We start from the raw sequence: 25,661 nt of genomic DNA on the forward strand, positions 1-25,661 counted from the left end.
TAACAATATGGTGTAATAGTGCGCTACCTGCTCCTGCAAAGCATGATATTTGTAGAGGGCAGGAGTTCTATGAGCTTTGTCTGTTTGTTTGCCCCGTTTATCCCTTGGCTAAAAAGGACCTGAAAGTGAAGCAGCGCGATAATTCTGTATTTCTGAATTCCTATTCCGGTTTCCTGTTTGATATGGACGGAACATTGGTCAATTCCATTCCGGTTGTAGAGCGGATCTGGCTGGAATGGGCTGCGGAACACGGGGTAGACGGGCCGGAACTGCTCAAAAAAGTACATGGCATCCGCGTTGTTGACGTTATCAAAATGCTGAATATGCCTCATCTTGATCCGGCAGCGATTGCAGCCGCTTTTCTGGCTGAAGAAATGCAGGACTTTGCCGGTATTCGCGCTATTGCCGGTGCAAAAGATTTTATCGCCAGTCTGCCTGCTGACCGCTGGACGATTGTCACGTCCGCGCCGCGAGAACTGGCGGAAGCGCGTCTGGCTGCGGCCGGTCTGCCAGTGCCGGAAACCATCGTCGTGGCGGAAGATGTGAGTGCTGGCAAACCTGATCCGTCCGGTTATCGTCTTGGTGCGCAGCGTCTTGGCTTTGATGCTGCTGATTGTCTGGTTTTTGAAGATGCACCGGCCGGTATTGCTGCGGGTAAAGCGGCTGATTCTGATGTTGTGGTGATCAGCGAAACCCACAGTCACGTGGTGACAGGCGGCAATGTTGAGTTCCGCGACTTTATCAATTTAGGCATCATGCAGGACGGCGACGGACGTTTGCGCCTGAGCGTCGGCTAAGTGTTTACAATTCAGGCCTTGCGATAGGCCTGAATAATCTCTGCCAGAATGGCCACGGCAATCTCTGTCGGTTCCTGTGCGCTGATCGCTAATCCGATCGGCGCATGAATACGCTCTAAATTTGTCGCTTCAAACCCTGCTGCTGTTAAACGCTCCAGTCGTTTGGCATGAGTTTTTCGGCTGCCCAAAGCACCGATATAGAAGCAATCGCTTTTCAGAGCGGCAGTGAGTGCCGCATCGTCGAGATGCGGAATATGGCTGAGCGCTACAATCGCTGTAAAACTGTCCGGCTGATTGGTTTTGAAAAATTCTTCCGGCCATATTTCGTGTAAATTGATAGACGGGAAACGTTCCGCCGTGGCAAAGCCGCTGCGCGGATCAATGATACTCAGATCATAACCGGTTATACGTGCCATTTGTGCCAGCGCCTGAGCGATATGTACGGCACCGGTCACCACAATATGCGGTTGCGGGCGGTAAGTCTGAATAAAGCCGGTTTCATCCAGTTGCGTGATTTTGGCATTATCCGGTGCGGGCAGGATGGTAATCTGCCCGCTTGTCAAATCTGTGCGGCTGGTAATGCGCCGCCGGTCGTGTTGCGCCTGCACGATCTGTGTCACCATCTCATGCATCGCTGCATCATAGGGAGCAATCAGCAGCCGGATCGTACCGCCGCAGGATAATCCTGCGGACCAAGCGGTTTCATCGCTGATACCAAAAGACAGATCATGGGCTTGTCCGGTTACCAGTACGTCTAAGGCTTGTGCAATCACTTCCGCCTCAATGCAGCCGCCGGAGACTGATCCTTCAAAATTACCCTGATCATCGCAGATCAGATGACTGCCCGCAGGGCGCGGTGCAGAACCCCAGACAGAAAGCACGGTAACCAGAGCCAGTTTACGCCCCTGTTCAAACCAGTTCTGCGCAATATGCAGCGGATTGACGGTAGGTTTTTCCATGGAGAGTATCCTCCTGTCAGGGCAGAAACTTTATTTATCGCGCAGGATTTCGCGGCGCAGCACGATACTGGTGGTCAGGTCTTCCACATTCTCTATTTCAGCAATTTTATTACGGATTTCGTTCAATGCGTTGATGGATGCTACTTCTACTTCCACCACCAGATCAAGCTGGCCGCTGACCGACGAGACTTTGCGTACGGCCGGTAATCCGGCGAGAATATCGAGAATGGAAATACTCGGTGTGCGTTTCAGCGTAATCATCAGAAAAGCCTGTAAGGCCGCATCATCCAGCAGGCCGATATCGGCGCGGTAGCCGCGGATCACACCATTCTTCTCAAGGCGTGCAACGCGCTCGCTGGTTGCGCTGCGGGACAGGCCGACACGCCCTGCAAGGGTCTTCATCGGAATGCGGGCTTCCTGAGACAGAATGGTCAGAATTTTCTGATCCGTAGCGTCAATATCCTGCATCATTTCCCCTCTGAAACTGCATGGTTTTTACGATGAAAAACCTCACCGGCAAAGTGACGGTTACTTGAAACAAAGTGCCGGTGCAACCGGCACTTTGTCTGATGCGCATCTTTTTATGCTGTGCAAATCTGTCCGCATAAGATGCAACGCTTGTCTCAAAGGCAGGCTCATGAAACGGAACAACCATGCTTGATACCGCGCCGCAATATTCACTCACCGATGCCGCTTCTCTGCTCAAGACTCATTATGGCCTGAGCGGTGATCTGTCGCCGCTCAACAGCGAGCGCGACCAGAATTACAAGGTCGTGACAGCAGACGGTAAAATCTTCATTCTGAAGATTATCAATGCATCCGAACCGGTGGTGGAAAGCCGTTTCCAGACTGCATTGCTCAACCACATCCGTGACCATGCCGGTCACCTGCCGGTGCCGCATATCGTGCCGACGCTCAAAGGCGACAGCCTCGCCGATACGCTTTCCGTCAATGGCGATGTGCATAATATCCGCTTAGTCGGTTGGGTTGATGGTCTGCCGCTGGCAGAATCCGCGCGCTCATTGCAGGCTTTGGAAGGTCTTGGCGAATTACTCGGCCAGTTTGATGCGGCTTTGCAGGGCTTCATGCATGCCGGTGCTTTGCGCGATCTCGACTGGGATATGACAAATGCAGGCCGCTCGAAAGACCGTCTGCATTTTGTGAAAAATGCTGATGACCGCGCTTTGCTGGAACGTTTCATTGCCCGTTTTGAAACACAGGTCGCACCAAAGCTTGGCACACTTCGCTCCGGAGTGATACATAATGATGCCAATGATTGGAATGTGCTTGTCGGCAATGACAATCATGATGTGATTGCCGGTCTGATTGATTTCGGCGATGCACTTTATACGCCGGTGATTGCGGAAGTTGCGATCGCAGCTGCCTATGCTGGATTGGATCATGATGCACCAATCAGCGCCGCCGCTGCTATCGCCAAAGGCTTCCACAAATATTACCCGCTGCGTGAAGAAGAACTGAACCTGCTCTATGATCTGATCGCTATGCGTCTGGTAACTTCGGTCACGATTTCCGCCTCGCGTCATGCGGAAGCTGAAGACAATCCGTATCTGGCTATCAGTGAAAAACCGGCATGGGATTTCCTGCGCAAGCTCGACCGGATGGAACCGCTGTTTGCAACGGCAATCCTGCGTAAGGCCTGTGGCTTTGATGCGGTTTCCGGTGCATCGGCAACGGTCAACTGGCTGAAGAATAACCGTTCAAAGCTCTTGCCGTTACTGGATAAGCCGGTGGCTGCCTATCCGGCGGAACTGGTGCCTTACGGTGATCCGACCCATCCGATGACCATCAAATCGGCAGAAGAACAACCGGTTATTGCACAGGCAATGTGGGAAGAACATTGCGCTGTCACCGGCACGGAAGTCGGCATCGGTCCTTGGGGTGAGGAACGCACCGTCTATGCCGGTACGATGTTTGAATCCAAACTTGTGAAGGGCAAACGCCGTACCTATCATCTGGGGCTTGATCTGTTCATGGCTTCCGGCACGCCTCTTTATACGCCGCTTGATGCGATTGTCCGTAGCGTGGATATTGAGCCGGATCCGCTGGGCTATGGTTGCCTGATTACACTGGAACATCGCCCAGAAGGTTGTGCGCCATTCATTTCGCTCTGGGGGCATCTGGCGCATGAAGCAGGCAATCGTCTCAAAGCAGGCGATATTCTGAAGGCTGGTGATCTTGTCGCTTACATGGGCGATGAAACCGAAAACGGCCATTGGGCACCGCATCTGCATTTGCAGATTTGTACCGATACCCGCCTGACTGCGATGGATATTATCGGCGTGGGTGAAGAAACCTATCTCGATGTCTGGGCAGAGCTGTTCCCTGATGCCCGCAATTTCGCCGGTATGGCCGAAGAGTTCTATCAGCAGTCAGGCCGCAGCAAAGAAGAAATCGTGGCGATGCGCCGCGAGATGTTGCTGCCGAACCTGTCGATCTCCTATGAAGATCCGATAAAATTTGTGCGCGGTGACGGCGTTTGGCTGATTGACCATAAAGGCCGTGCCTATCTCGATTGCTTTAACAATGTCTGCCATATCGGTCATGCCCATCCGGCAGTGGTGGAAGCTATGGCCAAACAAGCCTCAACGCTCAACACCAATACCCGTTATCTGCATGATAATATTGTTGCCTATGCAGAGCGCCTGACCGCCACTTTGCCGGATAATCTCACCGTTGCCGGTTTCACCAATAGCGGTTCCGAGGCCAATAGTCTGGCACTGCGCATGATGCGTGTGCATACGGGACGTGAAAATGCGGTTGTGCTCGACTGGTCCTATCACGGCACGACGCAGGAGCTGATTGATATCAGCCCGTATAAATTCAACCGCAAGGGTGGCAAGGGTGCCAAGCCTCATGTTTATGTGGCAAAAGTGCCGGACAGCTATCGCGCACCAAAAGACTGGGCACCGGAAGATCACGCCAAGCTCTATGCGGAAAGCGTGGCCGAACAGATTACGCTCATGCAGGCCAAGGGTGAAGGGCCGGGCTTCTTCATTGCTGAATCCATTCCGAGTGTTGCCGGACAGGTCTTCATGCCGGATGGCTATCTCAAAGAAGTCTATAAGATGATCCGCGATGCCGGTGGTATCTGTATCGCTGATGAAGTGCAGGTAGGTTTTGGCCGTGTCGGCAGCCATTGGTGGGCGTTTGAAACGCAGGATGTGACACCGGATATCGTGACCATGGGCAAGCCGATCGGTGACGGTCATCCGATGGCAGCGATGGTCACTACCCGTGAAATCGCTGACAGCTTCAATAATGGCATGGAATATTTCAACACATTTGGCGGTAATCCGGTGTCCTGTGCCGTTGGTCTTGCGGTTCTGGATGTGATTGAGAGCCAGAACCTACGTGGTAATGCGCTGACAATCGGCAATTATCTGATGGATTCTTTCCGTGAGATGCAGAACCATTATGAAGTGATCGGCGATGTGCGCGGCCTTGGCCTGTTCCTTGGCATTGAACTGGTCAATGACCGCTACACCAAAGAACCGGCTACCAACATTGCGCGCGCCGTGTGCAATGTCGCCCGTCGTCGCGGTATTTTGATGGGAACAGAAGGCCCGTTTGATAATGTGCTGAAAATGCGCCCGCCAATGATCTTCAGCAAGGCTAATGCTGATCATCTGCTGAATGTTCTGGATGAGGCTTTCGCAGAAGTGACGAAGAAATAAACCGAGCGTATCCCGAAAAGTGTGAAGCGGTTTTCGGACAAGATACGCGTCAAATAAACAAAAGGCCGGTGAGTTTCACCGGCCTTTTGTTTTATTGTGCTGATTTGGAGCGGATATAGGCAATCAGATTGCTGATATCTTCCGGCTTTTTCAGCCCGACAAAGATCATTTTATTACCGGGAATAAATTGTTTTGGCGCGGTGAGATAAGAAGTCAGAGTTGCTTCATCCCAGACCATGCCCTCTTCACCGGCTTTGATCATGGCCGGAGAATATTTAAACCCTTCAACTGTTGCGGTTTTACGGTCAAGAATATTTACCAGATGCGGGCCGACGCGGTTTTTCTCTTCTTCAATTGTGTGACAGGCCATGCATTTTGCAAAAACTTTTTTGCCTTTATCAGCATCACCTTCGGCAAATGCCGGATAGGTTACAGCGAGGCCTGAGAGAAGAGAGAGACCAATAATCATTTTGGCAGACATGCGCATAATTACACCTTGATTAAATCATTGTATCTGCGCTGGATTTTAGCTGAATTTTGCCGCAGCAAGGCTGGTGTTAGCGTCGCTGCGACAAAGCTATACAGGGAGGCTCATGCCAAGCGTTTCATATTTATTTGAAACGGCCGCCGCGCTGCAAAACCTCGATCTTGTAACCGTCCGGATCGGTAATGAAGAAGAAACGGCCGACCAGCACACCATCCGGTTTGAATTCAATCAGCTTGCCCGGATTGAGACCGGCTTGTTCAAGACGGGCATGTTCCGCATCAAGGTCAGACACTGAAACAGCGAGATGGCCGTAGCCGTCACCCAGATTATAGGGTTCAGTGCGGTCTTTGTTGATCGTGAGTTCAAGTTCAAATTCGCTTTCCGCATTGCTCAGGTAAACAAGCGTGAAAGCCTGAAAATCAAGACGGTCTGCAATCTCCAAGCCAAAGGCGGTTTTGTAGAATGCAAGGGAGCGGGCTTCATCAAGCACGCGGATCATGGAGTGGATGTTTTTTGCCATAGGAGCACCGGTTATGAGAGTTTGGAACAGGCTTTCTTGCAGATTCTGCCCTGTTTGTCCCGTTTAACGGCCAGCTCAATGCCGCAGAATAAAGCTATATAAGATAATTCGCATGACTTCATGCCAATGCGTGACAAAGTAGACGGCTGCGCATGATTGGAAAGAGCGGCTGAAAACGCTATGACATTTGCGAAAGACGGGTTGCTTGCGGCGCGATGCAACCGGCAAATGCGGAGAGAATTGCGTGATACCATTCCTGCAGGCAGACGTTCTGGCAAAACCGGAGCCGTTGGATTTTTACGATGCGTTGCGGCTGAGCAGCTTTGGCGGTGATATTGAATTCAGCGCGGCCACGACCACCGTTTATGCAACCGACAACTCCGTTTATCAGGTGCGTCCGCAGGGTGTGATCTATCCGCGTGGATTTGAGGATTTGCAGCAGATTGCGCAGCTTCTCCAAAGGCAAGAATTCCGGCATCTGAAAATGGCGATGCGCGGTGGCGGCACCGGCACCAATGGTCAGTCGCTGACCGACGGTGTTGTGGTTGATACCTCACGCTATATGAACCGTATTCTCTCGATTGATCCGGAAAAACGCATTGCCCGTGTGCAAAGCGGTGTGGTCAAAGATCAGCTCAACAAAGCGTTGAAACCCTATGGCCTGTTTTTCGCGCCGGAGCTTTCAACATCTAACCGTGCCACCATCGGCGGTATGATCAATACCGATGCCTGCGGGCAGGGCTCGTGCCTTTATGGCAAAACCTCCAATCATGTTTTGGGCTTACGTGCCGTTTTGATGGATGGCAGTGAGCTGAACACCAGACCGGTCTCAAAATCGGAGCTGGAAGACCTGCAAAAGCCGGATACCCGCAGCGGTGCAATCTATCGGCTGGTGGATGAGATCGAGCGTGATAATCGCGATCTGATCAATCAGACCTTCCCAAAGCTCAACCGCTTTCTGACCGGTTATGATCTGGCACATTTACGCGAGAGCGACGGCGGGCTTAATCTCAATTCTCTGCTTTGCGGAGCTGAAGGAACATTGGCACTGATTGCTGAGGCTGATCTCAATCTGCTGCCGATCCCGCGGTTCGCTGCGCTGATCAATATCCGCTATGATGACTTCAACACCGCGCTGCGCGATGCCCGTTTCCTCACCGGATTGCAGGTAGCATCGGTTGAAACGGTGGACGCTAAGGTGCTGTCACTGGCGCGTGGCGATATTATCTGGAACCGGATTGCGGATTATTTTCCGTCAGAGGAAGGCAAGCGCACAGACGGTATCAACATTGCCGAAGTGCTGGCCGATAGCGCTGACGAACTGGCAGAGAAAATCCGTTTTGTCAGTCAGTCTCTGGCGGATTCTCCGCAAAGCGGCCGTCACGGTTTTACCACCACAGAAAAACCGGATGATATTGAAGCCATCTGGACAATGCGCAAACGCGCGGTTGGTTTGCTTGGCAATGTCGAAGGCGCGCGCCGTCCGGTGGCATTTGTAGAAGATACGGCGGTACCGCCGGAAAATCTGGCTGATTATATTCTTGAATTTCGTGCGCTTCTCGATGGTGAAGGGCTGGATTACGGCATGTTCGGCCATGTCGATGCCGGCGTGCTGCATGTGCGTCCCGCTCTTGATCTGTCCGATCCTGCGCAGGAAGTAATGATCCGCCGTATCTCTGATGCGGTGGTGGCATTGACGCTCAAATATGGCGGCGTTTTGTGGGGCGAGCATGGTAAGGGCGTGCGCTCAGAATATGTGCCGGAGTTTTTCGGCCCGCTTTATCCGCAATTGCAGCGTATTAAAGCGGCTTTTGATCCCTATAATCAGCTCAATGCCGGTAAGATTGCCACGCCGGATGATGAGCCGCTGACAAAGATTGACGAGCTGGCCTTCCGCGGTCAGAAAGACCGGATCATCCCTGCAGATGTGCGCAATGCTTATGACAATGCGCCTTATTGCAACGGCAACGGTGCCTGTTTTGATTTCAACACAGATTCCGCGATGTGCCCGTCTTTTAAAGGCAGCGGCGACCGGCGTTATTCTCCGAAAGGCCGCGCTTCACTGATCCGCGAATGGCTGCGCCTGCTGAGCGAAAAGGGCATTGATCCGCGCCGCTCGGCACAGGCGCTGCGGAATAAACCGCTGTGGAGCGGTTTACTTGGCCGCATCGGCAACAGTCTCGGTTCTAAAAATCGCGATGACTTTTCCCATCAGGTGCGCGATGCAATGGATACCTGTTTGGCCTGTAAGGCCTGTGCAGGGCAATGTCCGGTCAAGGTCAATGTTCCGGCCTTCCGCTCCAAATTCCTTGAGCTTTACTACAGCCGCTATCTGCGTCCGCTGAAAGATCCGCTGATTGCCTCGATTGAACATATGATGCCGCTGGTTGCCAAAACCGGCAGGCTTTATAATGGTGTGATGGGTAGTGGTCTTGGCCGCTGGGGTATGAAACAGGTTGGCCTCACAGCTTTGCCGTCACTGAGCGATGTGAGCCTGACAAAAGAACTGCGCGCCCGCAATATTCAGATGGCGGATGCAAATGTGCTGAACAATCTGAGCGCAGAGCAGAAAGCCAAAGCGGTTATTCTGGTACAGGACAGTTTCACGAGTTTCTTCGATACACAATTGCTGCTGGATGTGCTGGATTTGCTGAAGGTGCTTGGCTTCACACCTTATCTGGCTGAACTGAAGCCAAATGGTAAAGCGCAGCATGTGCATGGCTATCTGAAGTCCTTTACCCGCACGGCACGCAATACCAGTCTGTATCTCAACAGCCTTGCCAAAAGCGGTGTGCCGCTGGTCGGACTTGATCCGTCGATGACGCTGACCTATCGCAGTGAATATCGCTCTGCGCTGCCAAATGAAACCGTGCCGGATGTGAAGCTGCCGCAGGAATGGCTGGCGCAGCATCTGGGGCAGATTGCATCCGATATTAAGCCATCGCTCGAGCGTGCCGCACAGAATTATATGCTGCTGCCGCATTGTACTGAGAAGACCAATGCCACGCCGACAATTGCGGCATGGGCAGCGATCTTCAAACATTTCGGCATCAATATGGTGATTGGCGAAAGCGGTTGCTGCGGTATGGCCGGTACTTTCGGCCATGAATTGCGCAACCGCGCACTGTCAGAAAATATCTATGATCTGAGCTGGCGACAGAAAATGCAGACCCATGGCCGCGAGCAAATCGTGATGGCCACAGGTTTTTCCTGCCGTTCGCAGGTTGAGATCATGGAAAAGACGCAAATTCAGCATCCTTTGCAGGTTCTGAAGCAATTGATTGCTTCCTGATCTTAAAGTTTGCAAACGGGTGCTATGAGCTCAAAGCGCAGAAAAACTTTAGCCGTTCTGTTAGGGCTCGCTCTGACCGTGCCGGTTGCAGGTTTCGCTTATACAAAAGTGCTGGGACGTTTTGCTTCCGGCACAGCGCCAGCAATGGCAGCTGTTGAACAGCAGGCGGATAAAATCATCGTGCGTAAAAGCGCGCGTGAACTGCAATTACTGCGCGGTGATGAAGTCTTACGCATCTATCGCATTGCATTGGGAGGCGCACCGGAAGGTCATAAATTACAGGAAGGCGATCAGAAAACACCGGTCGGTAATTATGTGATCGACTGGCGCAATCCGCGTTCCATGGCACATCTCAGTCTGCATATTTCCTATCCCAATGAGCAGGATGCAGCCAAAGCCAAAGAGGCGAATATATCTCCGGGCGGCAATATTATGATCCATGGTCTGCCGAATGGCTGGAGTGCTCTCGGAGCGATCCATCATCTCTGGGACTGGACGGATGGCTGTGTGGCGGTGACAAACAGCGAGATGCGGGAGATCTGGTCGCTGGTGCCGAATGGTACGCCGATCTCCCTTTATGAATAACGGGCGCTGAAATCCGCTTTTGAAAAAGCAATCATGTTCAAAATATGCCTTTTTTCGGCTGAAAATCGGATTCCCCCCTTGAAGCAATCGTAACAATGATTAATTAGAATGCATCTGTAGTATGAAGGCTGCGGGAAATTCGGCTGGTGAGAGGCACCGGCATCCGCCTTGCAACTGTTTTATACAGCTGGGTCAATCATTACGGAGCTAACACGGTACCGGGCCCCTCTGGCGAGAGTTTACGGCGCTCTCGTGATGTCGGTACTGCCGCAAATATAGCCGGCGGACATGTGATCATGAAAAATTCTTTCATGTTTTCTGCGGAAGGTCATCAGGCCGATTCCGCTTTTAACTTTTGTTCTTATATTGATAATGCGTATCGTACAGACCGGTCTCCGGCCACTAAGGAGATCGTGAAATGAGCACGCCTGCATCTCAGAAAACTGTTCTCAGCTATTTTACCTGGGCATTTATTGTCACCGTCGTCGGTCTGGCGCTTGGTGCATGGCTCGGCTGGCAGTCCACCGGCACAATCGGTGGTATGGCCTCGATCTTTTTCATCTGTACGGTTCTGGCCGTGCTGGAAATCTCGCTGTCCTTTGATAATGCGGTGGTGAATGCCAATAAGCTGAAAGATATGACGCCGGAATGGCAGCATCGCTTTCTGACATGGGGTATCATCATTGCCGTTTTCGGTATGCGTATTGTTTTCCCGCTGCTGGTTGTGGTGATTGCTGCCGGTATCGGTCCGATTGAAGCGATCGTTCTGGCTGCTGCGAAACCTGAAGAATATGCGCGTATCATGACTGATGCGCATCTGCCGATTGCCGCTTTCGGCGGTACCTTCCTGTTGATGGTGGGACTGACCTATTTCTTCAATTCCGACAAGGATGTGCATTGGTTCGGTCCGCTCGAGCGTCCGATGACGCGTCTGGCTGAAATCAAAGGGGTTGAAGTTGCAATCGTTCTGATCCTGCTTCTGACCTTCTCGTCCATTCTTGGTGAAGTTGAAGGTACAACTTTCCTCTATTCCGGCATTTATGGTCTCCTGACCTTCCTTGCTGTGGAGGTGGTTGGCGGTATTCTTGATGCTTCGCAGAAAACGCTGAACGCTGCGGCGCAGGGCGGTTTTGGTGCTTTCCTTTACCTCGAAGTGCTGGATGCCAGCTTCTCCTTCGACGGTGTGATCGGTGCTTTTGCTCTGTCGCAGAACCTGTTCGTGATCGCGATCGGTCTGGGTATCGGTGCGATGTATGTGCGTTCCATGACCATTATGCTGGTAGAAAAAGGCACATTGAGCGAATACCGCTATCTGGAACATGGTGCATTCTATGCGATCCTGATCCTGTCGGTGGTGATGTATTTCCAGACACTCGTGCATATTCCGGAAGTGATTACCGGTCTTGGCGGTGCGGTACTGATCGGTATCGCATTCTGGGCATCGGTTCGTCATAACCGCCGCGAAGAACATGCAGAAGCAAAAGCTGAAGCTGTAGCAGCCGAATAAGCTGTTTCATCACCTTCACGTAATTATGAGCCGCCGGATCACTCCGGCGGCTTTATTATTTTGCATGATTGCAAAGCTGCGATTATTGCTCATTGATGAGAAACAGCATGCACGGACAGCGAGAACGGAAGAGGCAATGGAAACAGGCGGACAGAATATGAGTGACAAACAAGCTGTTTCTGTGAGCATTGATGCAGTTAAGCCGCCGGTACAGCATGGTCTGTGGCGCTCCTATATGCTGATTTTTCTGCCAATGCTGCTGTCCAATATTTTGCAGGCGGCTTCTGGTACGCTGAACGGTATTTTTGTCGGCCGCATGATGGGCGTTGATGCGCTGGCGGCAATGTCCGCCTTTGCTCCGGTGTTCTTTTTGTTTCTCGGGCTGATTATCGGTCTTGGTGCCGGTGCTACCGTTCTGATCGGGCAGGCATGGGGCGCACGGGATATGGTCAAGCTACATGGCATTGCGGGCAGTGCGGTGGCAATGGTGATGACTGTGTCTGTTACCGTTGCAATAATGGGCGGATTATTTGCCACGCAGCTGATGGCGTTTTTAGGTACGCCGGAGGCCGTGCTGAACGAATCCGCCCATTATGCCCGCATCATGATGATGGGCATGCCGGTGATTTTCCTGCTCTGGCTGATGAGCAATATGAGCCGTGGCGTGGGTGATGCGGTCAGTCCGCTCTGGGCGCTTGTGGTTGCAACATCTGTTGCCATGGTGCTGACACCGCTCTTCATTGAAGGCTGGCTGGGTTTTCCGCAGCTTGGGGTGATGAGTGCAGCAGTTTCTACGGTGATTGCTTCCGCTGTGGCACTGGTCTGGCTGATCTGGCACTGGAACCGGCGCAATCATCCTATGGCATTTACACGCAGTTTTCTGGCTCTGATCCGCTTTAACGGCACCTATTGCAAAACCATTTTGCGCGTTGGCCTGCCGACAGCCTTGCAGATGCTGACCATTGCTTTTGCCGAGATCGTGCTGCTGGGGCTGGTCAATGGTCATGGTACGCAGGCGACAGCCGCCTATGGTGCGATTGTTCAGACATTGGGCTGGGTGCAGTTTCCGGCCATCTCTATCGGTATTACCGCCTCAATTCTGGCTGCACAGGCGGTCGGGGCAGGGCGTAATGAGCAGGTGCATAAGATTGTGATTGCCGGACTGCAGCTGAACTGGCTGGTAACCGGCTCCTGTGTGGCACTGGCCTATTTACTGTCCGGCTATATTACCAGTGCCTTTCTGACAGAACAGGCCGTCGCAGATCTGGCGGCGCATTTGCTGCATATTGTGCTTTGGACGATTGTATTATTTGGCATGAGCAGCGTGTTTATGAGCTCAATGCGGGCAAGCGGGGCAATCTATGCCCCGACCGTTCTGACCATGAGTGCTATCTTGCTGGTGGAAATTCCGGCAGCCTATTTGTTCAATCAATGGATCGGCATTGACGGAATTTGGTGGGCTTATTCGCTGACCTTCGCCACGATGCTGTGTCTGCAATCGGGCTATTATTATTTCATTTTCAGTAAGCGGAAAATTGTGAAGCTTATATAAATTATGTAAAAAAGCCGGCACTGCCGGCTTTTTTGTTGTTATTTCACATTGGCAGCAAGACCGGAAAGAACACCCATCCAGCCGACAGCTTCCGCAACATTTGCACAATCGAAGCTGATGGTGGTGGCATCTGTGCGCTTGGCACAAGGGATAATTGCCATCTGATCGGCCAGCAGCGGGGAATTCATAATGAATTCTGCATGGATACGGCCGGTAAATGGTTTCCAGACTTTCAGCTCATTTTTGCGCTCAACTGCTTTTTTCGCCAGATCACGGATCATCGCACGGGCATTCTGAACGGAAATCTGACGCGCTGCACGGTTGCCTAGGGCTGTTTTGACGGTGGCAAATTCAGCCTCAGGGAAGAACGGGCGGTTTTCCTGCTCGGTCTGATCATCGCCACTAATCAGTGCCACCGGCACACCAAGCTCACCGGCATAGGCACCATAAAAGCCGGGTTCGCCGACAATCTGTCCATTGAGTTTGATGGTGCGGAAGGCAAAGCCGTTGGTGGTATGGGCCAGCACGCCATATTGCGCGGCACTGGCATGATGACCGGTGAAAAACAGCAGGTCAAAGCTTTCATCCAGACCGGCAGCCATATTGAATTTTTTGGGGCGGCCAAGGATCAGTTCTGCTGCCGGATGCAGCATTTCCGGAATAATATTGACCATCGGGCCATGCGAGTCATTGACCAGAATATAGTCTGCTCCGCCTGCCAATGCGCCTTCAATGGCGGCATTGACTTCTTCTGTCATCAGGCGGCGCGCCCGCTCATATTCCGGATTGCCGGGTTGCCCCTGCTGGGATGTTACAACACCTGCAACACCTTCAATATCCGCACAAATATAGACTCTCATATTTCCCCTCCGGCAATCATGATTGATTCCGTAATTCCGAGGCTACCTTGACAAAAAAGCCCCGCAGCTTCAACCGAAGTGCGGGGCTTGAAGGACTTAAAATCTTATAGATAGAGCAGATTAGCTGAAGTCGGCCGGATTAATGCCGAGGGTGCGCAGGTCTCTTTCATGCGGACGACGGCGGCCTTCAACAGCAGCGGCTGCGGAAGCTGCGGCACCGAAAACAGCCAGTGCACGGCTGATGAAATTACGGGAATGCTTTGTACGTTCTGTCATCTTGCTTCTCCGTGTTTGGGGCTTTGTCTATTGCAAAGCCGTAATCTGATACTCCAAAGATGGGATCACCAAGCCGTTTTCACAACTGACAGAATAACAGAGCTGCCATGCATGAATCGCATGGCCGGTTAAATAATGATGATAAGCAAAGAAAAAGCCCGCCGGCATAACCGGCGGGCTCATCATTTTCGGGGGTATAAAGGTTTAGAGCATTTCACAGTCAAGTTGGAGCAACTTGACGCCAGTGATAATGCGTCCAAATAAAGAATCTAGAGCGAGCGCTATGATCCAATCTGGACGTAAACCGCTCTAGTCCTCATTCGCCGCAAGCTGTGACAGAACCTGACCGCGGCCACGGGCACGCATAATCAGCGGTACGATCAGTGCCAGTGCTGCAATTGTCAGCAGCACAGCTGCAATAGGGGAGGTGAACAACACGGTCACATCACCCTGACTGATCGACAAAGCGCGACGTAATTGCTGCTCAGCCAACGGGCCAAGGATCAAACCAACGACTGCCGGTGCAATCGGATAACCGAAGACACGCATACCATAGCCCATCAGGCCGAAAGCCAGCAGCATACCAAGTTCAAAGATCGACGGATTAGCACCGATTGTACCAAGCGTGGCGAACATCAGAATACCGGCATAGAGCCATGGTTTAGGGATGGTCAGCAATTTGACCCACAGGCCGATCAACGGCAGGTTCAACACCAGCAGCATGAAATTGGCGATGAGCAAGCTGGCAATCAAACCCCAGACCAGCTGCGGATTAGTTGCAAACAGCAGCGGGCCCGGTTGCAGACCATATTGCTGGAAACCGGCCAGCATGATTGCAGCGGTTGCTGTTGTTGGCAGGCCGAGTGTCAGCAATGGCACGAGCGTACCGGCAGCGGACGCATTATTGGCAGCTTCAGGTCCTGCAACACCTTCAATTGCACCATTGCCGAATTCTTCCGGATGTTTGGTGAGTTTGCGCTCGGTTGCATAGGAGAGGAATGTGCCGATTTCCGCACCGCCGGCAGGCATGGCACCAATCGGAAAACCGATAAATGTACCGCGCAGCCATGGTTTCCAAGACCGCGCCCAGTCTGAGGCAGACATCCACAGCGAGCCTTTAACGGCTTCCACTTTATCCGGTGCGCGTGCGCCCTGAGCGGCGATAAAGAGCGTTTCGCCGATCGCGAACATGGCAACGGCCAGTGTGGTGACTTCAATGCCGTCAAGCAGATCGGGCACACCAAAGGACAGACGCGCCTGACCAGTCAGCTGGTCAATACCAATAGTGGCAAGCGCAAGGCCGATAAACAGGGATGTCAGGCCGCGCAATGCGCTGTCGCCAAAAGCCGATGACACGGTGACAAAAGCCAGTACCATCAGCGCAAAATATTCGCGGGGGCCGAAAACCAGTGCAAGTTTAACAATATAAGGCGCGATGAAAGCGAGGCCGATGGTTGCAATCAGGCCGGCAACAAAAGAGCCGATAGCAGCCGTTGCCAATGCAGGGCCGCCGCGCCCTTTACGCGCCATTTTGTTACCTTCCAGAGCGGTAACAATCGAGGCGCTTTCACCCGGTGTATTCAGCAGAATAGATGTAGTGGAACCGCCATACATGCCGCCGTAATAAATACCGGCAAACATGATCAGGGAACCCGCAGCATCGAGCTGATAGGTAACGGGCAGCAACAGGGCGACAGTCAGTGCGGGGCCGATGCCCGGAAGCACGCCGACAGCGGTGCCGAGTGTCACGCCGATCAGCGCATAGAGCAGGTTCATCGGCTGCATCGCAACCACAATCCCCTGCATGAGAAATTCAAATGTAGACATTAATCATTGTTCCCGTGTTGAGCCGCTTTACGCAGAGGGTAAGGCGCTGCGGCAACGAGGAGACAGCCGGTGGCTTTTTAAAAGAACAACCGCTCTAACGGCCCCGCAGGCAGTGACAATTGCAGCAATTTGGCAAAAACCAGCCAGATCACATAACAGGCGGCAATTCCGACAGGGATCGAGAACCATAATTTGCGCTTACCGAAACCATAGGCCGTAAGGGCGAACATGATGCCTGTGGCAATAGAGAAGCCTGCCGTGTTGAGCAGCAACATCTGCGCGGTCAGACCGCCGACAATCCACAATACCGGTTTGACTTCCTGCGGCTCACGTTCGGGAAAATCATGGCGGAAAGCAGCAATAATTGTCCAGATCGCCAATCCTGCAAGGCCAAAGGCAATGGCTTTCGGCACAGTGGCAGGGCCGACCTGCGAATAACCGGCAGCCTCGGAAAGACGTGCCATATCCCAGAACATCACGCCGGAAATGACAAGCAGGATGGCCGCGATACAAAGCGCCGCCCGATCGGGGCGACGCGCTGTTACAGGTTTCAGTTCACTCATTGAACAAGACCGATGTCTTTCAGAACACCTTCGGTTGCCTGAATATCCTTATCGAGCTGTGCGTCAAAAGCGTCGCCTGCCAGATAGGTGTCAGCCCAGCCTTTGGTTTTCAGAGTTTCCTGCCAGGATTTGGATTTTGCCAGCTTTTCAATATCCGCATTGATTGCGGCTTTCTGCTCGGCGGAAATGCCAGGTGCTGCAGCCAGCATGCGCCAGTTTTCTACAACAACATCAAGGCCGGATTCTTTCAGGGTCGGTGCATCAATGCCTTCGATCCGTTCGGCACTGGAGACAGCCAGCAGACGCAATGTGCCGGATTTGACCTGTGATTCAAATTCTCCGTAACCGGAAATACCGGCAGAAACCTGACTGCCGAGAATTGCTGCCAGTGCTTCACCACCACCGGAATAGGCAATATAGTTGATCTTCTTAGGATCGACGCCTGCAGCCTTGGCAATCAGACCAACAGCGATATGGTCAGTACCACCGGCAGAACCACCGCCCCATGATACTGCGCCCGGATCTTTTTTCAGCGCTTCAACCAGGTCGCCCATTGTCTGGAAAGGAGAAGAAGCAGGTACAACGATTGCTTCATATTCGCCGGTCAGACGTGCGATTGGCGTAACATCTTTCAGGGTTACCGGTGATTTATTGGTCAGAATAGCGCCGACCATTACATAACCTCCGACGATCAGAGCATCGCCTTTACCCTTTTGCTGGCTGGCGAATTGTGCAAGACCGATCGTGCCGCCGGCGCCCGGTACGTTCTGTACCTGTACTTTACCGGAAATACCTTCCTGCTGCAGAACAGTCTGCAGGGAACGGGCTGTCTGATCCCAGCCGCCGCCCGGATTGGCCGGTGCAATAATGGTGTAATCTGCTGCATAGGCAGGCAGCGCCAATGCGCCTGCAAAGAGGGAAGCGAGTAGAAGTTTTTTCAAGTCTGATCCTCCTGATGCTGCGTTTCAACGCAGGCTGTGGTTTTTAGAAAACGCACGGGAAGGATCAGGCATGTGGTGCCCCCGACCATATACAGTGTTCCTCCCCGGTACTGTTTAACCGCCTCCACGGACAACAGTCCCGCTAATCGATCATATGAAGCTGACGCGAACCTGACGCACCCTGCGCTTTGCGCATAATTATTGAGACTTGCGCTGTTTTCAGGAACGGCTCTTACTCATATGTCTTTTGAAGATTGTGAGCCTGTTCCTGTGAAAATCAATAATATTTTTTCTGCTGGCGCAGTACATCATTCCATTTGGCAATCAGGCGGCTGCGTTTAACCTGATCGAGATAGACCATCAGGCCGGGGCTCACAGGCACCGGTTTCAGTTTGTTACCATAGATTTCCTGCATGGTCAGAGCGGTATTGTCTCCGGCCACTTCAGGGCTCACAGCCGGTATCTGCAACTGGCGGGCGAGGATAGTTTGGCCTTGCTTAGACATGAAGAACTCAAGATAGCGTCGCCCCAGTTCCGGCGAGGCGGCGGCTTCCGGTACCAGTCCGATACGCGACATCACCACAGTATAATCTTTAGGCAGAATAATCCCGACATCGGGATTACGCGATGCCCAGTCTGCGGCATAGGAGCCGAGAATATTATAACCGAGCACGAAGCGCCCGTCGGCAACGCGTTCCACAATCGCCTGACTGGTGGAATAGAGTTTGACCCCCGCTGATCCCATGGCCTGAATAACAGTCCAGATATCGTCAAACTGCTCCTGATCGCGCGCCATGAACAGAAAGCCGACGCCGGAGCGTTCAATATCATAAGTACCGATACGGCCGAAAACGCTTTCACCCTGCTCTTTGAGATAGGCAACCAGTTCCGCACGGGTTGACGGTGGTTTGCGGTCTTTAAATTCCGGCTTGTGATAGACAAAAACTGCTGGCTCAAATGTCAGCGCATAGGCGGTGTTGCGCCAGTTCGCCCAGCTTGGCCAGCGCTCGCTCATCGGCAAAATACTGGCTTGCGCATAACCGTCATTGGTAAGTTTGACCTGCAAATCCATGGCTGAGGAAAAAGCGAAATCGGCTGTTTTCAAGCCGTCATCGGTTTCCCGCACGATGCGCTCATAAATTTCCGTGGTCAGCATATCCTCATAGCGCACGGTGATGTCAGGGTTGTTTTTCTGAAACCCTTCAATCATCGGCCGCGCAAGCGGCTCGTCGAGAGAAGAATAGACAACCAGCACCGGCGCATTCTTGTCGCCGCTGAGTGCCGGAAACATCATGGGCGTTGCTGCCACAGCGCTATTCCACACCGGCAATAAACTTAAAACCGCACTCAGCCAGAAACGGCGCACGTCCTGTCCTCCCCAATCTCGCTGGCCCAAACATTACTGACAATGCAGGATTATTTCTTTGTATCCGCTGACATTGCCCTTGTAATCATTATATGCTGTGTCGGGGAGAAACAATACGGGCTGCAACAGGGCAGCAGGGAGATGTTGTCAGCGTGCGGATTTTGCTGGTTGAAGATAATAAGGCGCTGTCGGAAGGGCTGGGCGCTTTGTTGCGCGGTAGCGGCTATGCGGTTGATATTGTTGAAGACGGTGCATCTGCCCATGCCGCCGCTGCGGCTGAGAACTTTGATCTGGTGATTCTTGATCTCAACCTGCCTGAGATGGACGGGCTGGATGTGCTGCGGGCCATGCGTGCGCGGCATAATCAGGCGGCTGTGCTCATTCTGACCGCACGCGGTACACCGGAAGAGCGCGTGCGCGGACTGGATCTCGGTGCGGATGATTATATGATTAAGCCGTTCGATATCAGCGAGTTTGAGGCGCGTGTGCGCGTGCTGTTGCGGCGTCAGGCGGGATTGCGTCATGCGCTGGTGCATTTCGGTGCTGTCACACTGGATCTGAATACACGCACTTTCAGTTCTGCCGGACAATCGATTGATATTCCGGCGCGGGAGCTTGGCTTGCTGGAACTGCTCTTTGTACGTGGTGGCAAGGTCGTTGCCAAAGAAGCGATTGTGCAGTCTCTCAGCGGTTTTGACCATGAACTGAGTTCTAATGCCATTGAGCAATATGTCAGCCGCTTGCGCAAAAGGCTTGCGCCTTACGGGCTGACGGTCAGGACAGCGCGGGGGCTGGGATATTATCTGGATCGTCTGTCCGGCACCCAGCCGGTTATTATTGCGGATGAAACTGTGGATTTGCCCGCGGATACACAATGAGGAAAAACAGCTATTCTCTGCGCAGACGTTTGCTTGGCTGGTTGCTGGTTTCAACTATGCTGATCGGGTTGATTGCGCTGGCGGATACGTATCAGGAAGCTGTCAGCACGGCCAATAAGGTGGCGGATCGTGTGCTGAGTGGTTCGGCGCTGGCGATTGCCGAGCGTGTTGTGGTGTCCGAGCATGGTGATCTGGAAGTGGATATTCCCTATGTCGCCTTGGAAATGCTCACTTCTGCCGCGCAGGATCGGGTGTTTTATCGGGTGGACGGCCCGCCCGGCCAGTTTATTACCGGTTATGAAACATTACCGCTGCTGAAAAATCCGGAAAATAAGGATGTTGAATTTGGCGACGGAACCTATCGCGGAGAGCCGATCCGGCTGGCTTTGCTGCGCCGTTCCGCTTCGACCGGTGTGAATTCCGTGCCTTTTACAGTGACTGTCGCCGAGACAACTATGGCGCGTCGGCAGCTCACGCATACGCTTTTGCTGCGTTCTGCCCTGCGGTTGTTGTTTATGATTGTCGGCACTGCATTGGTGGTCTGGATTGCCGTGACCTATGCTTTGCGACCGCTTTATCGCCTCAGTGATGCAATTGCCGAGCGCAATCCGCAGGACTTGCATCCGATCAGCGAGCATGTGCCCAATGAGGTGCAGGGGCTGGTAGAAACGGTCAATTCTTTCATGGTGCGGTTGCAATCGGCGCTGGATGCACTGCGCCATTTCACCGGCAATGCCAGTCATCAGTTGCGCACACCTTTGGCAGTGGTGCGCACGCAACTTGCTCTTGCCCAGCGTAGTCAGGATCGCCAATCCATGTTGGAAGCGGTCACGCAGGCCGATCAGGCTGTGGCGCATGCCGAGCGTATTCTGGCGCAGTTGCTGTTGCTGGCCAAAATTGATGCATCCGGCGACCAGACTGTGCAAGTGCTCGGATCTGTTGATCTGGCTGAGATGGCGCGGCAGATCACCGGTGATTACGTGCGTGAGGCAGCGCGGGGAGATATTGATCTGGGCTATGAGGGGGAAGCCAGCCTGACCGTGCAGGGCGACCGGCTGCTGCTGGAAGAGGCTTTGAAAAACCTGATTAGTAATGCGTTGCTTTATGCCGGTACAGAGGCCGTCGTGACTGTGCGTGCGCGCAGGCAGGGGGAGCTTGTTTTCCTTGAGGTTGAGGATAATGGCAAGGGCGTGCCTGAAGAGCAGCTTTCCCTGATCCGCAATCGTTTTGACCGCGGCTCTGTTGCAAAAAACACAGGACATTCTCCGCAAGGCAGTGGTCTTGGTCTGTCGATTGTCGAGGAAATTGCGGCTTTGCATGGGGGGCATCTGATCTTGCAAAAAGCAGTCCAGAGCAAAGGTCTTCTCGCGGCCATCCGGTTTTCTGCTGCTTCGTAAAATATTCTGGCCGGTTATCATTATTGCCGGTTTTTGATAGATCATTCCGGCCGATTTACTGGCACACAGACACTTATCTTGTTGCAAGCTGAAGGTTTTTGGCTACAACCGCCAGTAACTTGAATGATAATGTCAGATTTTGTAGGCGGGACGACGGGAGAGATTGTAATGCCGGATATCGTAAAACGGTTTTTTGCCTATTATCGTCCGCATAAGCTTCTGTTCGCTGTCGATTTTTGCAGTGCGGTATTGTCCGGTTTGCTGGAACTGGCTTTTCCGGTGGCCGTTACATTATTCATCGACCGGTTGTTGCCGACCAATGAATGGGGGCTGATTGCTCTCGCGGCCGCCGGTTTGCTCTGCGTTTATATTTTCAATGCCGGTTTGCAAGTGGTGGTGACCTATTGGGGGCATATGCTCGGGATCAATATTGAAACCGAGATGCGCCGCAAAGCCTTTGATCATTTGCAGAAACTCTCCTTCGGCTATTTCGACAATCAGAAGACCGGCCATCTTGTGGCGCGTATGACCAAAGATCTCGAAGAGATCGGCGAGGTCGCCCATCACGGTCCCGAAGATCTGTTCATCGCGATCATGACGCTGATCGGCGCTTTCATTCTGATGTTCTGGGAACATTCGACACTTGCTATTATTACAGCGCTGATCGTGCCGGTCACTGCATGGGTGACATTGCGCTATGGTGGTCGCATGACCACGACATGGCGCGCACTTTATGGCCGCGTGGCGGCTTTCAATGCGCGTATTGAGGAAAATGTCGGCGGTATCCGTGTGGTGCAGGCTTTCACTAATGAAGACCATGAACGCGCGTTGTTTGCCGAGGATAATCAGAATTATCGCAGCACCAAGCTTGAAGCCTATAAGGTGATGGCAGCCTCCACATCGCTGAGCTATTTGTCGATGCGCTTCATTCAGGTGGTGGTGATGCTGTGCGGAGCATATTTTGTCATTCGCGGCGACCTGAGTGCCGGTGGTTTTGTCGGTTTCCTGCTGCTGGTCGGGGTGTTTTTCCGCCCGATTGATAAGATCAATTCGGTGATTGAAAGCTATCCGAAAGGGATTGCCGGTTTTCAGCGCTATCTGGAGTTTCTGAATACGCGTCCGGATATTGCTGACCGCGCCAATGCCCGCGATGCAGGCAAATTACAGGGCAATATCCGTTACGATCAGGTTTCCTTCGGTTATCAGGATAATCGTCCGATCGTGCATAATCTGAACCTCGATATTCAGGCTGGCGAGACCATTGCATTTGTCGGGCCCTCCGGTGCGGGAAAAACCACGATCTGTTCTTTGCTGCCGCGTTTTTATGAAGTGACCGGCGGTGCTATCAGCATTGACGGAATTGATATCCGCGATATGACGCTGAAATCCCTGCGCAGTAATATCGGCATTGTCAGTCAGGATGTATTTTTGTTTGCCGGTACTATCCGTGAGAATATCGCCTATGGTCGTCTTGATGCAACGGATGCCGAGATCATGGATGCTGTGCAACGGGCGCGTCTGGGCGATGTGGTTGCCGGTCTGCCGGCGGGGCTGGATACGATTATCGGTGAGCGCGGTGTCAAGCTTTCGGGCGGCCAGAAACAGCGTCTGGCGATTGCCCGTATCTTCCTGAAAAACCCGCCGATCCTTATTCTGGATGAGGCAACTTCCGCTCTTGATACAGAGACAGAGCGTGCCATTCAGCAATCCCTGTCGGAATTGTCGGTCGGGCGCACTACTTTGGTGATCGCACATCGTCTGGCAACAATCACCAATGCTGATCGCATTGTTGTTGTGCAGGACGGCAGTGTGGCGGAACAGGGCAGTCATCAGCAATTGCTGGCAGCAAAATCCGGTCTCTACCGCCAGTTGCTTGAAGCACAGAACCGTGCGGCCGAGGTGTAGGAGCTCTGCTTTCTGCACCCTGCAGATAATGCTTGTGTAATTGTGCCCTAGAGCGGTTTACGTCCTGACTGGATCTCAGTGCACGCTCTAGATTCTTTAATTTGCCGCATTATCACGGGCGTCAAGTTGATCCAACTTGACTGTGAAATGCTCTGGTCGGGAATGCAGGCCAGCTCTGTCCGTTAATTGTGAACGCAGTGTCCATCAATATGACGAATTGATACGATACCGTACGGTATGATATTGGTACTGCAAATTGAAGGACAGGACAGATCATGAATCCTAAACTTGCAGCCGCACTGGCCACCATTCTATGGGGCTTCACTTATATTGTTTCATCTAACATGCTGCCGCATAATCCGGTTTTTATCGGTGCAATCCGCGCTTTGGGTGGCGGTATTCCGCTGTTGCTGTTTGCCCGCACAATGCTGCCGCGTGAATGGTGGTGGAAAATTCTTGTGCTTGGCACGCTCAATGCCGGTTTGTTTTTCGGCCTGATCTTTGTTGCGGCTTTGCGCCTTCCGGGCGGTGTGGCCGCAACCATCCAGGCTTTGGGGCCGCTCTTCACTATTCTGCTGGCATGGCCGCTGATGCAGGTTATTCCGACCGGTCATAAGATTTTCAGCGTCTTGCTGGGCGCCGTTGGTGTCAGCCTTGTTGTGCTGCGCGGTGGTGTGCAAATGGATATGATCGGTGTTCTGGCGGGTTTAGGCGCGGCCTTATCTGTGGCACTGGGTGGTATCTATGTCCATAAATGGGGTCGCCCGTGTTCTTTGCTTGCATTCACTGGCTGGCAGCTGGTTGTCGGTGGCGTTGAACTGGCAATCCTTGCTGTGATTTTTCAGGACATTCCGTCTTCTGTTACGCTCGTGAATTTTGCCGGTTTTGTCATTCTTGCACTCTTCCTGACGGCGCTGGCTTTCGCTTTGTGGTTCCGTGGTATTGAGGGCGCAGGACCATCCGCAGTCGCTCCGTTCTTTCTGCTCGCTCCGGTGACAGCTTTTATTATGGATGCTGTTTTTAATGATATGGTGCCAAGCTGGCTGCAACTTGGCGGTATTGTTCTGGTGCTGGGAAGCTTGCTCTATGGACAGCTGGTTGATCGCAGATCATTCAGACCGGCACGGCACCATCATAAGATTACCGATGCTGAGAAACAGGTAGAAAAACAACCGGAGGCGGCTGAATGAGCACAGAAAAACCAGTCCGGATTACCCGCCGCGGTATAGAGCGGCGGGAGCAGATCAGAACCATCGCCGGTGCCCTGTTTCTGGAGCATGGCTATGAGGGCGTGTCGGTTGATGAGATCATGCGTCAGGCCGGTGGTTCAAAGACCAATCTCTATAATCATTTCGGAGATAAAGAAGGCCTGTTCATGGCTGTTATCTCGCAAATGAGTGAGACTTTCACTTACGGGATCAAAGATCTGGATGTCTCCATGTTGCCGTTGAAAGACGGACTGGAACGGTTGGGTCGTCAATTGCTGTCTGTCCTGATGGAAGAGCATCACGTGGCGTTTCAGCGGCTGGTTATCGCGGAATCGGGACGGTTTCCGGCAATTGCACGGACATGGTTTGAAAAAGGCCCGCAAATGGCGCGGCATTATTTCGCCAAGGCCATTGCCCCGCATGTAGAGAACGGCAGTCTGCGACAGGGCGACCCTTATATTATGGCCACCCATTTCCACGATATGATTGTTGAAAATCTGCTCAGTCTGGCTTTGCTGGGGCAATATGTGAGTGTGGAAATGCAGCACCGGACTATAGACGATGCTTTGCAGACACTGCTGCATGGCTGGACTGTGCGCAATGACCGGACAGGAGGAATATTATGAGCCCGAACTGGATTTATCAGCTTTTATCCATGCCCGTTATTCAGCTGTTGGCGCGTATTTTGCTGACCATGACATTCTGGCTGAGCGGGATTGCCAAGCTCTTTGATTTTCCGGCTGCGGTGGCTGAAATGGCAGCAAATAATCTGCCGGTGCCAGCCTTGTTTGCGGCACTGACCATTGCCGTGCAACTGATCGGTTCCGCTCTGATTATTCGGGGTTGCTCACTGGTCTGGCTGGGTGCCGGTGCGCTGGGTGTGTTCACCGCTATGACAATTCCGGTCTCCCACGCTTTCTGGCGGGCAGAAGGGGCAGAAGCCATCGCGAAAATGCATGTGGCTGTTGAACATATGTCGGTTATCGGCGGGCTGATTATTGTAGCTGTTCTTCATGCAATTGTGCCGCGCCTGCGCAGTAAATAAT

General features: G+C 52.7%; 22 protein-coding genes. 12 read left to right on the forward strand and 10 right to left on the reverse strand.

Going from position 1 to position 25,661, the window contains the following annotated elements:
• Positions 1–125 precede the first annotated feature (125 nt).
• Entirely contained in the window at positions 126–797 is a 672-nt protein-coding gene (locus tag KHQ09_RS03325) for an HAD-IA family hydrolase (RefSeq protein ID WP_238481552.1), read from the forward strand.
• 11 nt (positions 798–808) lie between these two features.
• Here the strand turns inward: KHQ09_RS03325 and KHQ09_RS03330 are convergent, their stop codons facing one another.
• Both KHQ09_RS03330 and KHQ09_RS03335 read right to left on the reverse strand, forming a co-directional pair.
• Positions 809–1,756 (reverse strand): XdhC family protein, encoded by a 948-nt coding sequence (locus KHQ09_RS03330; RefSeq protein WP_213596283.1) that lies wholly within the window; start codon positions 1,754–1,756, stop codon positions 809–811.
• A 30-nt stretch (positions 1,757–1,786) separates the two neighbouring features.
• The gene (locus KHQ09_RS03335) at positions 1,787–2,224 is read right to left on the reverse strand and encodes an Lrp/AsnC family transcriptional regulator (protein WP_028233479.1); all 438 of its coding nucleotides are present in this window, start codon (positions 2,222–2,224) and stop codon (positions 1,787–1,789) included.
• 185 nt (positions 2,225–2,409) lie between these two features.
• Between KHQ09_RS03335 and KHQ09_RS03340 the strand changes: the two genes are divergently transcribed.
• The gene (locus tag KHQ09_RS03340; RefSeq protein ID WP_213596285.1) at positions 2,410–5,451 is read left to right on the forward strand and encodes an aminotransferase class III-fold pyridoxal phosphate-dependent enzyme; all 3,042 of its coding nucleotides are present in this window, start codon (positions 2,410–2,412) and stop codon (positions 5,449–5,451) included.
• 91 nt (positions 5,452–5,542) lie between these two features.
• Here the strand turns inward: KHQ09_RS03340 and KHQ09_RS03345 are convergent, their stop codons facing one another.
• Complete coding sequence (locus tag KHQ09_RS03345) at positions 5,543–5,938, reverse strand: c-type cytochrome (protein WP_075654138.1); 396 nt, start codon at positions 5,936–5,938, stop codon at positions 5,543–5,545.
• A 124-nt stretch (positions 5,939–6,062) separates the two neighbouring features.
• Positions 6,063–6,458, reverse strand: a complete 396-nt coding sequence (locus KHQ09_RS03350) for a VOC family protein (RefSeq protein ID WP_022710320.1) — start codon at positions 6,456–6,458, stop codon at positions 6,063–6,065.
• 244 nt (positions 6,459–6,702) lie between these two features.
• On the opposite strand from KHQ09_RS03350, the gene ydiJ reads away from it, so the two are divergent.
• The 4 genes from ydiJ to KHQ09_RS03370 all read left to right on the forward strand — a co-directional run bounded on the left by ydiJ (position 6,703) and on the right by KHQ09_RS03370 (position 13,394).
• Positions 6,703–9,750 carry a D-2-hydroxyglutarate dehydrogenase YdiJ gene (ydiJ, locus tag KHQ09_RS03355; protein ID WP_213596287.1) on the forward strand — a complete coding sequence of 1,016 codons (3,048 nt, stop codon included), beginning with the start codon at positions 6,703–6,705 and terminating at the stop codon, positions 9,748–9,750.
• 24 nt (positions 9,751–9,774) lie between these two features.
• Positions 9,775–10,335, forward strand: a complete 561-nt coding sequence (locus KHQ09_RS03360; RefSeq protein ID WP_213596289.1) for a L,D-transpeptidase family protein — start codon at positions 9,775–9,777, stop codon at positions 10,333–10,335.
• A 418-nt stretch (positions 10,336–10,753) separates the two neighbouring features.
• Complete coding sequence (locus KHQ09_RS03365; protein ID WP_116086411.1) at positions 10,754–11,842, forward strand: DUF475 domain-containing protein; 1,089 nt, start codon at positions 10,754–10,756, stop codon at positions 11,840–11,842.
• A gap of 157 nt (positions 11,843–11,999) precedes the next feature.
• Positions 12,000–13,394, forward strand: a complete 1,395-nt coding sequence (locus tag KHQ09_RS03370) for an MATE family efflux transporter (protein WP_213596291.1) — start codon at positions 12,000–12,002, stop codon at positions 13,392–13,394.
• Positions 13,395–13,432: 38 nt separating this feature from the next.
• Here the strand turns inward: KHQ09_RS03370 and KHQ09_RS03375 are convergent, their stop codons facing one another.
• The 6 genes from KHQ09_RS03375 to KHQ09_RS03400 all read right to left on the reverse strand — a co-directional run bounded on the left by KHQ09_RS03375 (position 13,433) and on the right by KHQ09_RS03400 (position 19,191).
• Complete coding sequence (locus KHQ09_RS03375) at positions 13,433–14,254, reverse strand: M55 family metallopeptidase (protein ID WP_213596293.1); 822 nt, start codon at positions 14,252–14,254, stop codon at positions 13,433–13,435.
• A gap of 120 nt (positions 14,255–14,374) precedes the next feature.
• Complete coding sequence (locus KHQ09_RS03380) at positions 14,375–14,530, reverse strand: hypothetical protein (protein WP_162994568.1); 156 nt, start codon at positions 14,528–14,530, stop codon at positions 14,375–14,377.
• Between the two features lie 309 nt (positions 14,531–14,839).
• Entirely contained in the window at positions 14,840–16,357 is a 1,518-nt protein-coding gene (locus tag KHQ09_RS03385; RefSeq protein WP_213596295.1) for a tripartite tricarboxylate transporter permease, read from the reverse strand.
• A 77-nt stretch (positions 16,358–16,434) separates the two neighbouring features.
• The gene (locus KHQ09_RS03390; protein WP_022710311.1) at positions 16,435–16,920 is read right to left on the reverse strand and encodes a tripartite tricarboxylate transporter TctB family protein; all 486 of its coding nucleotides are present in this window, start codon (positions 16,918–16,920) and stop codon (positions 16,435–16,437) included.
• A complete protein-coding gene (locus KHQ09_RS03395) occupies positions 16,917–17,861 on the reverse strand; it encodes a Bug family tripartite tricarboxylate transporter substrate binding protein (RefSeq protein WP_116086419.1) in 945 nt (314 codons plus the stop codon). The genes KHQ09_RS03390 and KHQ09_RS03395 overlap by 4 nt, the downstream gene beginning before the upstream one ends.
• A 277-nt stretch (positions 17,862–18,138) precedes the next feature.
• Positions 18,139–19,191, reverse strand: a complete 1,053-nt coding sequence (locus tag KHQ09_RS03400; protein ID WP_238481696.1) for an ABC transporter substrate-binding protein — start codon at positions 19,189–19,191, stop codon at positions 18,139–18,141.
• Between the two features lie 188 nt (positions 19,192–19,379).
• Here KHQ09_RS03400 and KHQ09_RS03405 point away from each other — a divergent pair, with 188 nt between their 5' ends.
• The 6 genes from KHQ09_RS03405 (at position 19,380) to KHQ09_RS03430 (ending at position 25,660) form a co-directional block, all read left to right on the forward strand.
• A complete protein-coding gene (locus KHQ09_RS03405; protein ID WP_213596297.1) occupies positions 19,380–20,105 on the forward strand; it encodes a response regulator transcription factor in 726 nt (241 codons plus the stop codon).
• Entirely contained in the window at positions 20,102–21,502 is a 1,401-nt protein-coding gene (locus tag KHQ09_RS03410) for a sensor histidine kinase (RefSeq protein WP_213596299.1), read from the forward strand. The genes KHQ09_RS03405 and KHQ09_RS03410 overlap by 4 nt, the downstream gene beginning before the upstream one ends.
• A 168-nt stretch (positions 21,503–21,670) precedes the next feature.
• Positions 21,671–23,407, forward strand: coding sequence for an ABC transporter ATP-binding protein (locus tag KHQ09_RS03415; RefSeq protein WP_213596301.1), 1,737 nt, complete (start codon positions 21,671–21,673; stop codon positions 23,405–23,407).
• Positions 23,408–23,682: 275 nt separating this feature from the next.
• On the forward strand, positions 23,683–24,597 hold the full coding sequence (locus KHQ09_RS03420; RefSeq protein ID WP_213596303.1) for a DMT family transporter: 915 nt from the start codon (positions 23,683–23,685) through the stop codon (positions 24,595–24,597).
• Positions 24,594–25,241 (forward strand): TetR/AcrR family transcriptional regulator, encoded by a 648-nt coding sequence (locus KHQ09_RS03425; RefSeq protein ID WP_213596305.1) that lies wholly within the window; start codon positions 24,594–24,596, stop codon positions 25,239–25,241. The genes KHQ09_RS03420 and KHQ09_RS03425 overlap by 4 nt, the downstream gene beginning before the upstream one ends.
• Complete coding sequence (locus KHQ09_RS03430; RefSeq protein WP_213596307.1) at positions 25,238–25,660, forward strand: DoxX family protein; 423 nt, start codon at positions 25,238–25,240, stop codon at positions 25,658–25,660. Before KHQ09_RS03425 ends, KHQ09_RS03430 begins: the two co-directional genes overlap by 4 nt.
• The last annotated feature ends 1 nt before the right edge of the window (position 25,661 follow it).

The sequence above is a fragment of the Pseudochrobactrum algeriensis genome, assembly GCF_018436245.1.
In the GTDB taxonomy this organism is placed as follows: Bacteria; Pseudomonadota; Alphaproteobacteria; order Rhizobiales; family Rhizobiaceae; genus Pseudochrobactrum; species Pseudochrobactrum saccharolyticum.

Excerpts from the sequence above, each read along its gene's own strand:
- KHQ09_RS03330 (WP_213596283.1), bottom strand. The coding sequence starts at position 1,756 with ATGGAAAAACCTACCGTCAATCCGCTGCATATTGCGCAGAACTGGTTT.
- KHQ09_RS03335 (WP_028233479.1), bottom strand. The coding sequence starts at position 2,224 with ATGCAGGATATTGACGCTACGGATCAGAAAATTCTGACCATTCTGTCT.
- KHQ09_RS03340 (WP_213596285.1), top strand. The coding sequence starts at position 2,410 with ATGCTTGATACCGCGCCGCAATATTCACTCACCGATGCCGCTTCTCTG.
- KHQ09_RS03345 (WP_075654138.1), bottom strand. The coding sequence starts at position 5,938 with ATGCGCATGTCTGCCAAAATGATTATTGGTCTCTCTCTTCTCTCAGGC.
- KHQ09_RS03350 (WP_022710320.1), bottom strand. The coding sequence starts at position 6,458 with ATGGCAAAAAACATCCACTCCATGATCCGCGTGCTTGATGAAGCCCGC.
- KHQ09_RS03360 (WP_213596289.1), top strand. The coding sequence starts at position 9,775 with ATGAGCTCAAAGCGCAGAAAAACTTTAGCCGTTCTGTTAGGGCTCGCT.
- KHQ09_RS03365 (WP_116086411.1), top strand. The coding sequence starts at position 10,754 with ATGAGCACGCCTGCATCTCAGAAAACTGTTCTCAGCTATTTTACCTGG.
- KHQ09_RS03370 (WP_213596291.1), top strand. The coding sequence starts at position 12,000 with ATGAGTGACAAACAAGCTGTTTCTGTGAGCATTGATGCAGTTAAGCCG.
- KHQ09_RS03375 (WP_213596293.1), bottom strand. The coding sequence starts at position 14,254 with ATGAGAGTCTATATTTGTGCGGATATTGAAGGTGTTGCAGGTGTTGTA.
- KHQ09_RS03380 (WP_162994568.1), bottom strand. The coding sequence starts at position 14,530 with ATGACAGAACGTACAAAGCATTCCCGTAATTTCATCAGCCGTGCACTG.
- KHQ09_RS03385 (WP_213596295.1), bottom strand. The coding sequence starts at position 16,357 with ATGTCTACATTTGAATTTCTCATGCAGGGGATTGTGGTTGCGATGCAG.
- KHQ09_RS03390 (WP_022710311.1), bottom strand. The coding sequence starts at position 16,920 with ATGAGTGAACTGAAACCTGTAACAGCGCGTCGCCCCGATCGGGCGGCG.
- KHQ09_RS03410 (WP_213596299.1), top strand. The coding sequence starts at position 20,102 with ATGAGGAAAAACAGCTATTCTCTGCGCAGACGTTTGCTTGGCTGGTTG.
- KHQ09_RS03415 (WP_213596301.1), top strand. The coding sequence starts at position 21,671 with ATGCCGGATATCGTAAAACGGTTTTTTGCCTATTATCGTCCGCATAAG.
- KHQ09_RS03420 (WP_213596303.1), top strand. The coding sequence starts at position 23,683 with ATGAATCCTAAACTTGCAGCCGCACTGGCCACCATTCTATGGGGCTTC.
- KHQ09_RS03425 (WP_213596305.1), top strand. The coding sequence starts at position 24,594 with ATGAGCACAGAAAAACCAGTCCGGATTACCCGCCGCGGTATAGAGCGG.
- KHQ09_RS03430 (WP_213596307.1), top strand. The coding sequence starts at position 25,238 with ATGAGCCCGAACTGGATTTATCAGCTTTTATCCATGCCCGTTATTCAG.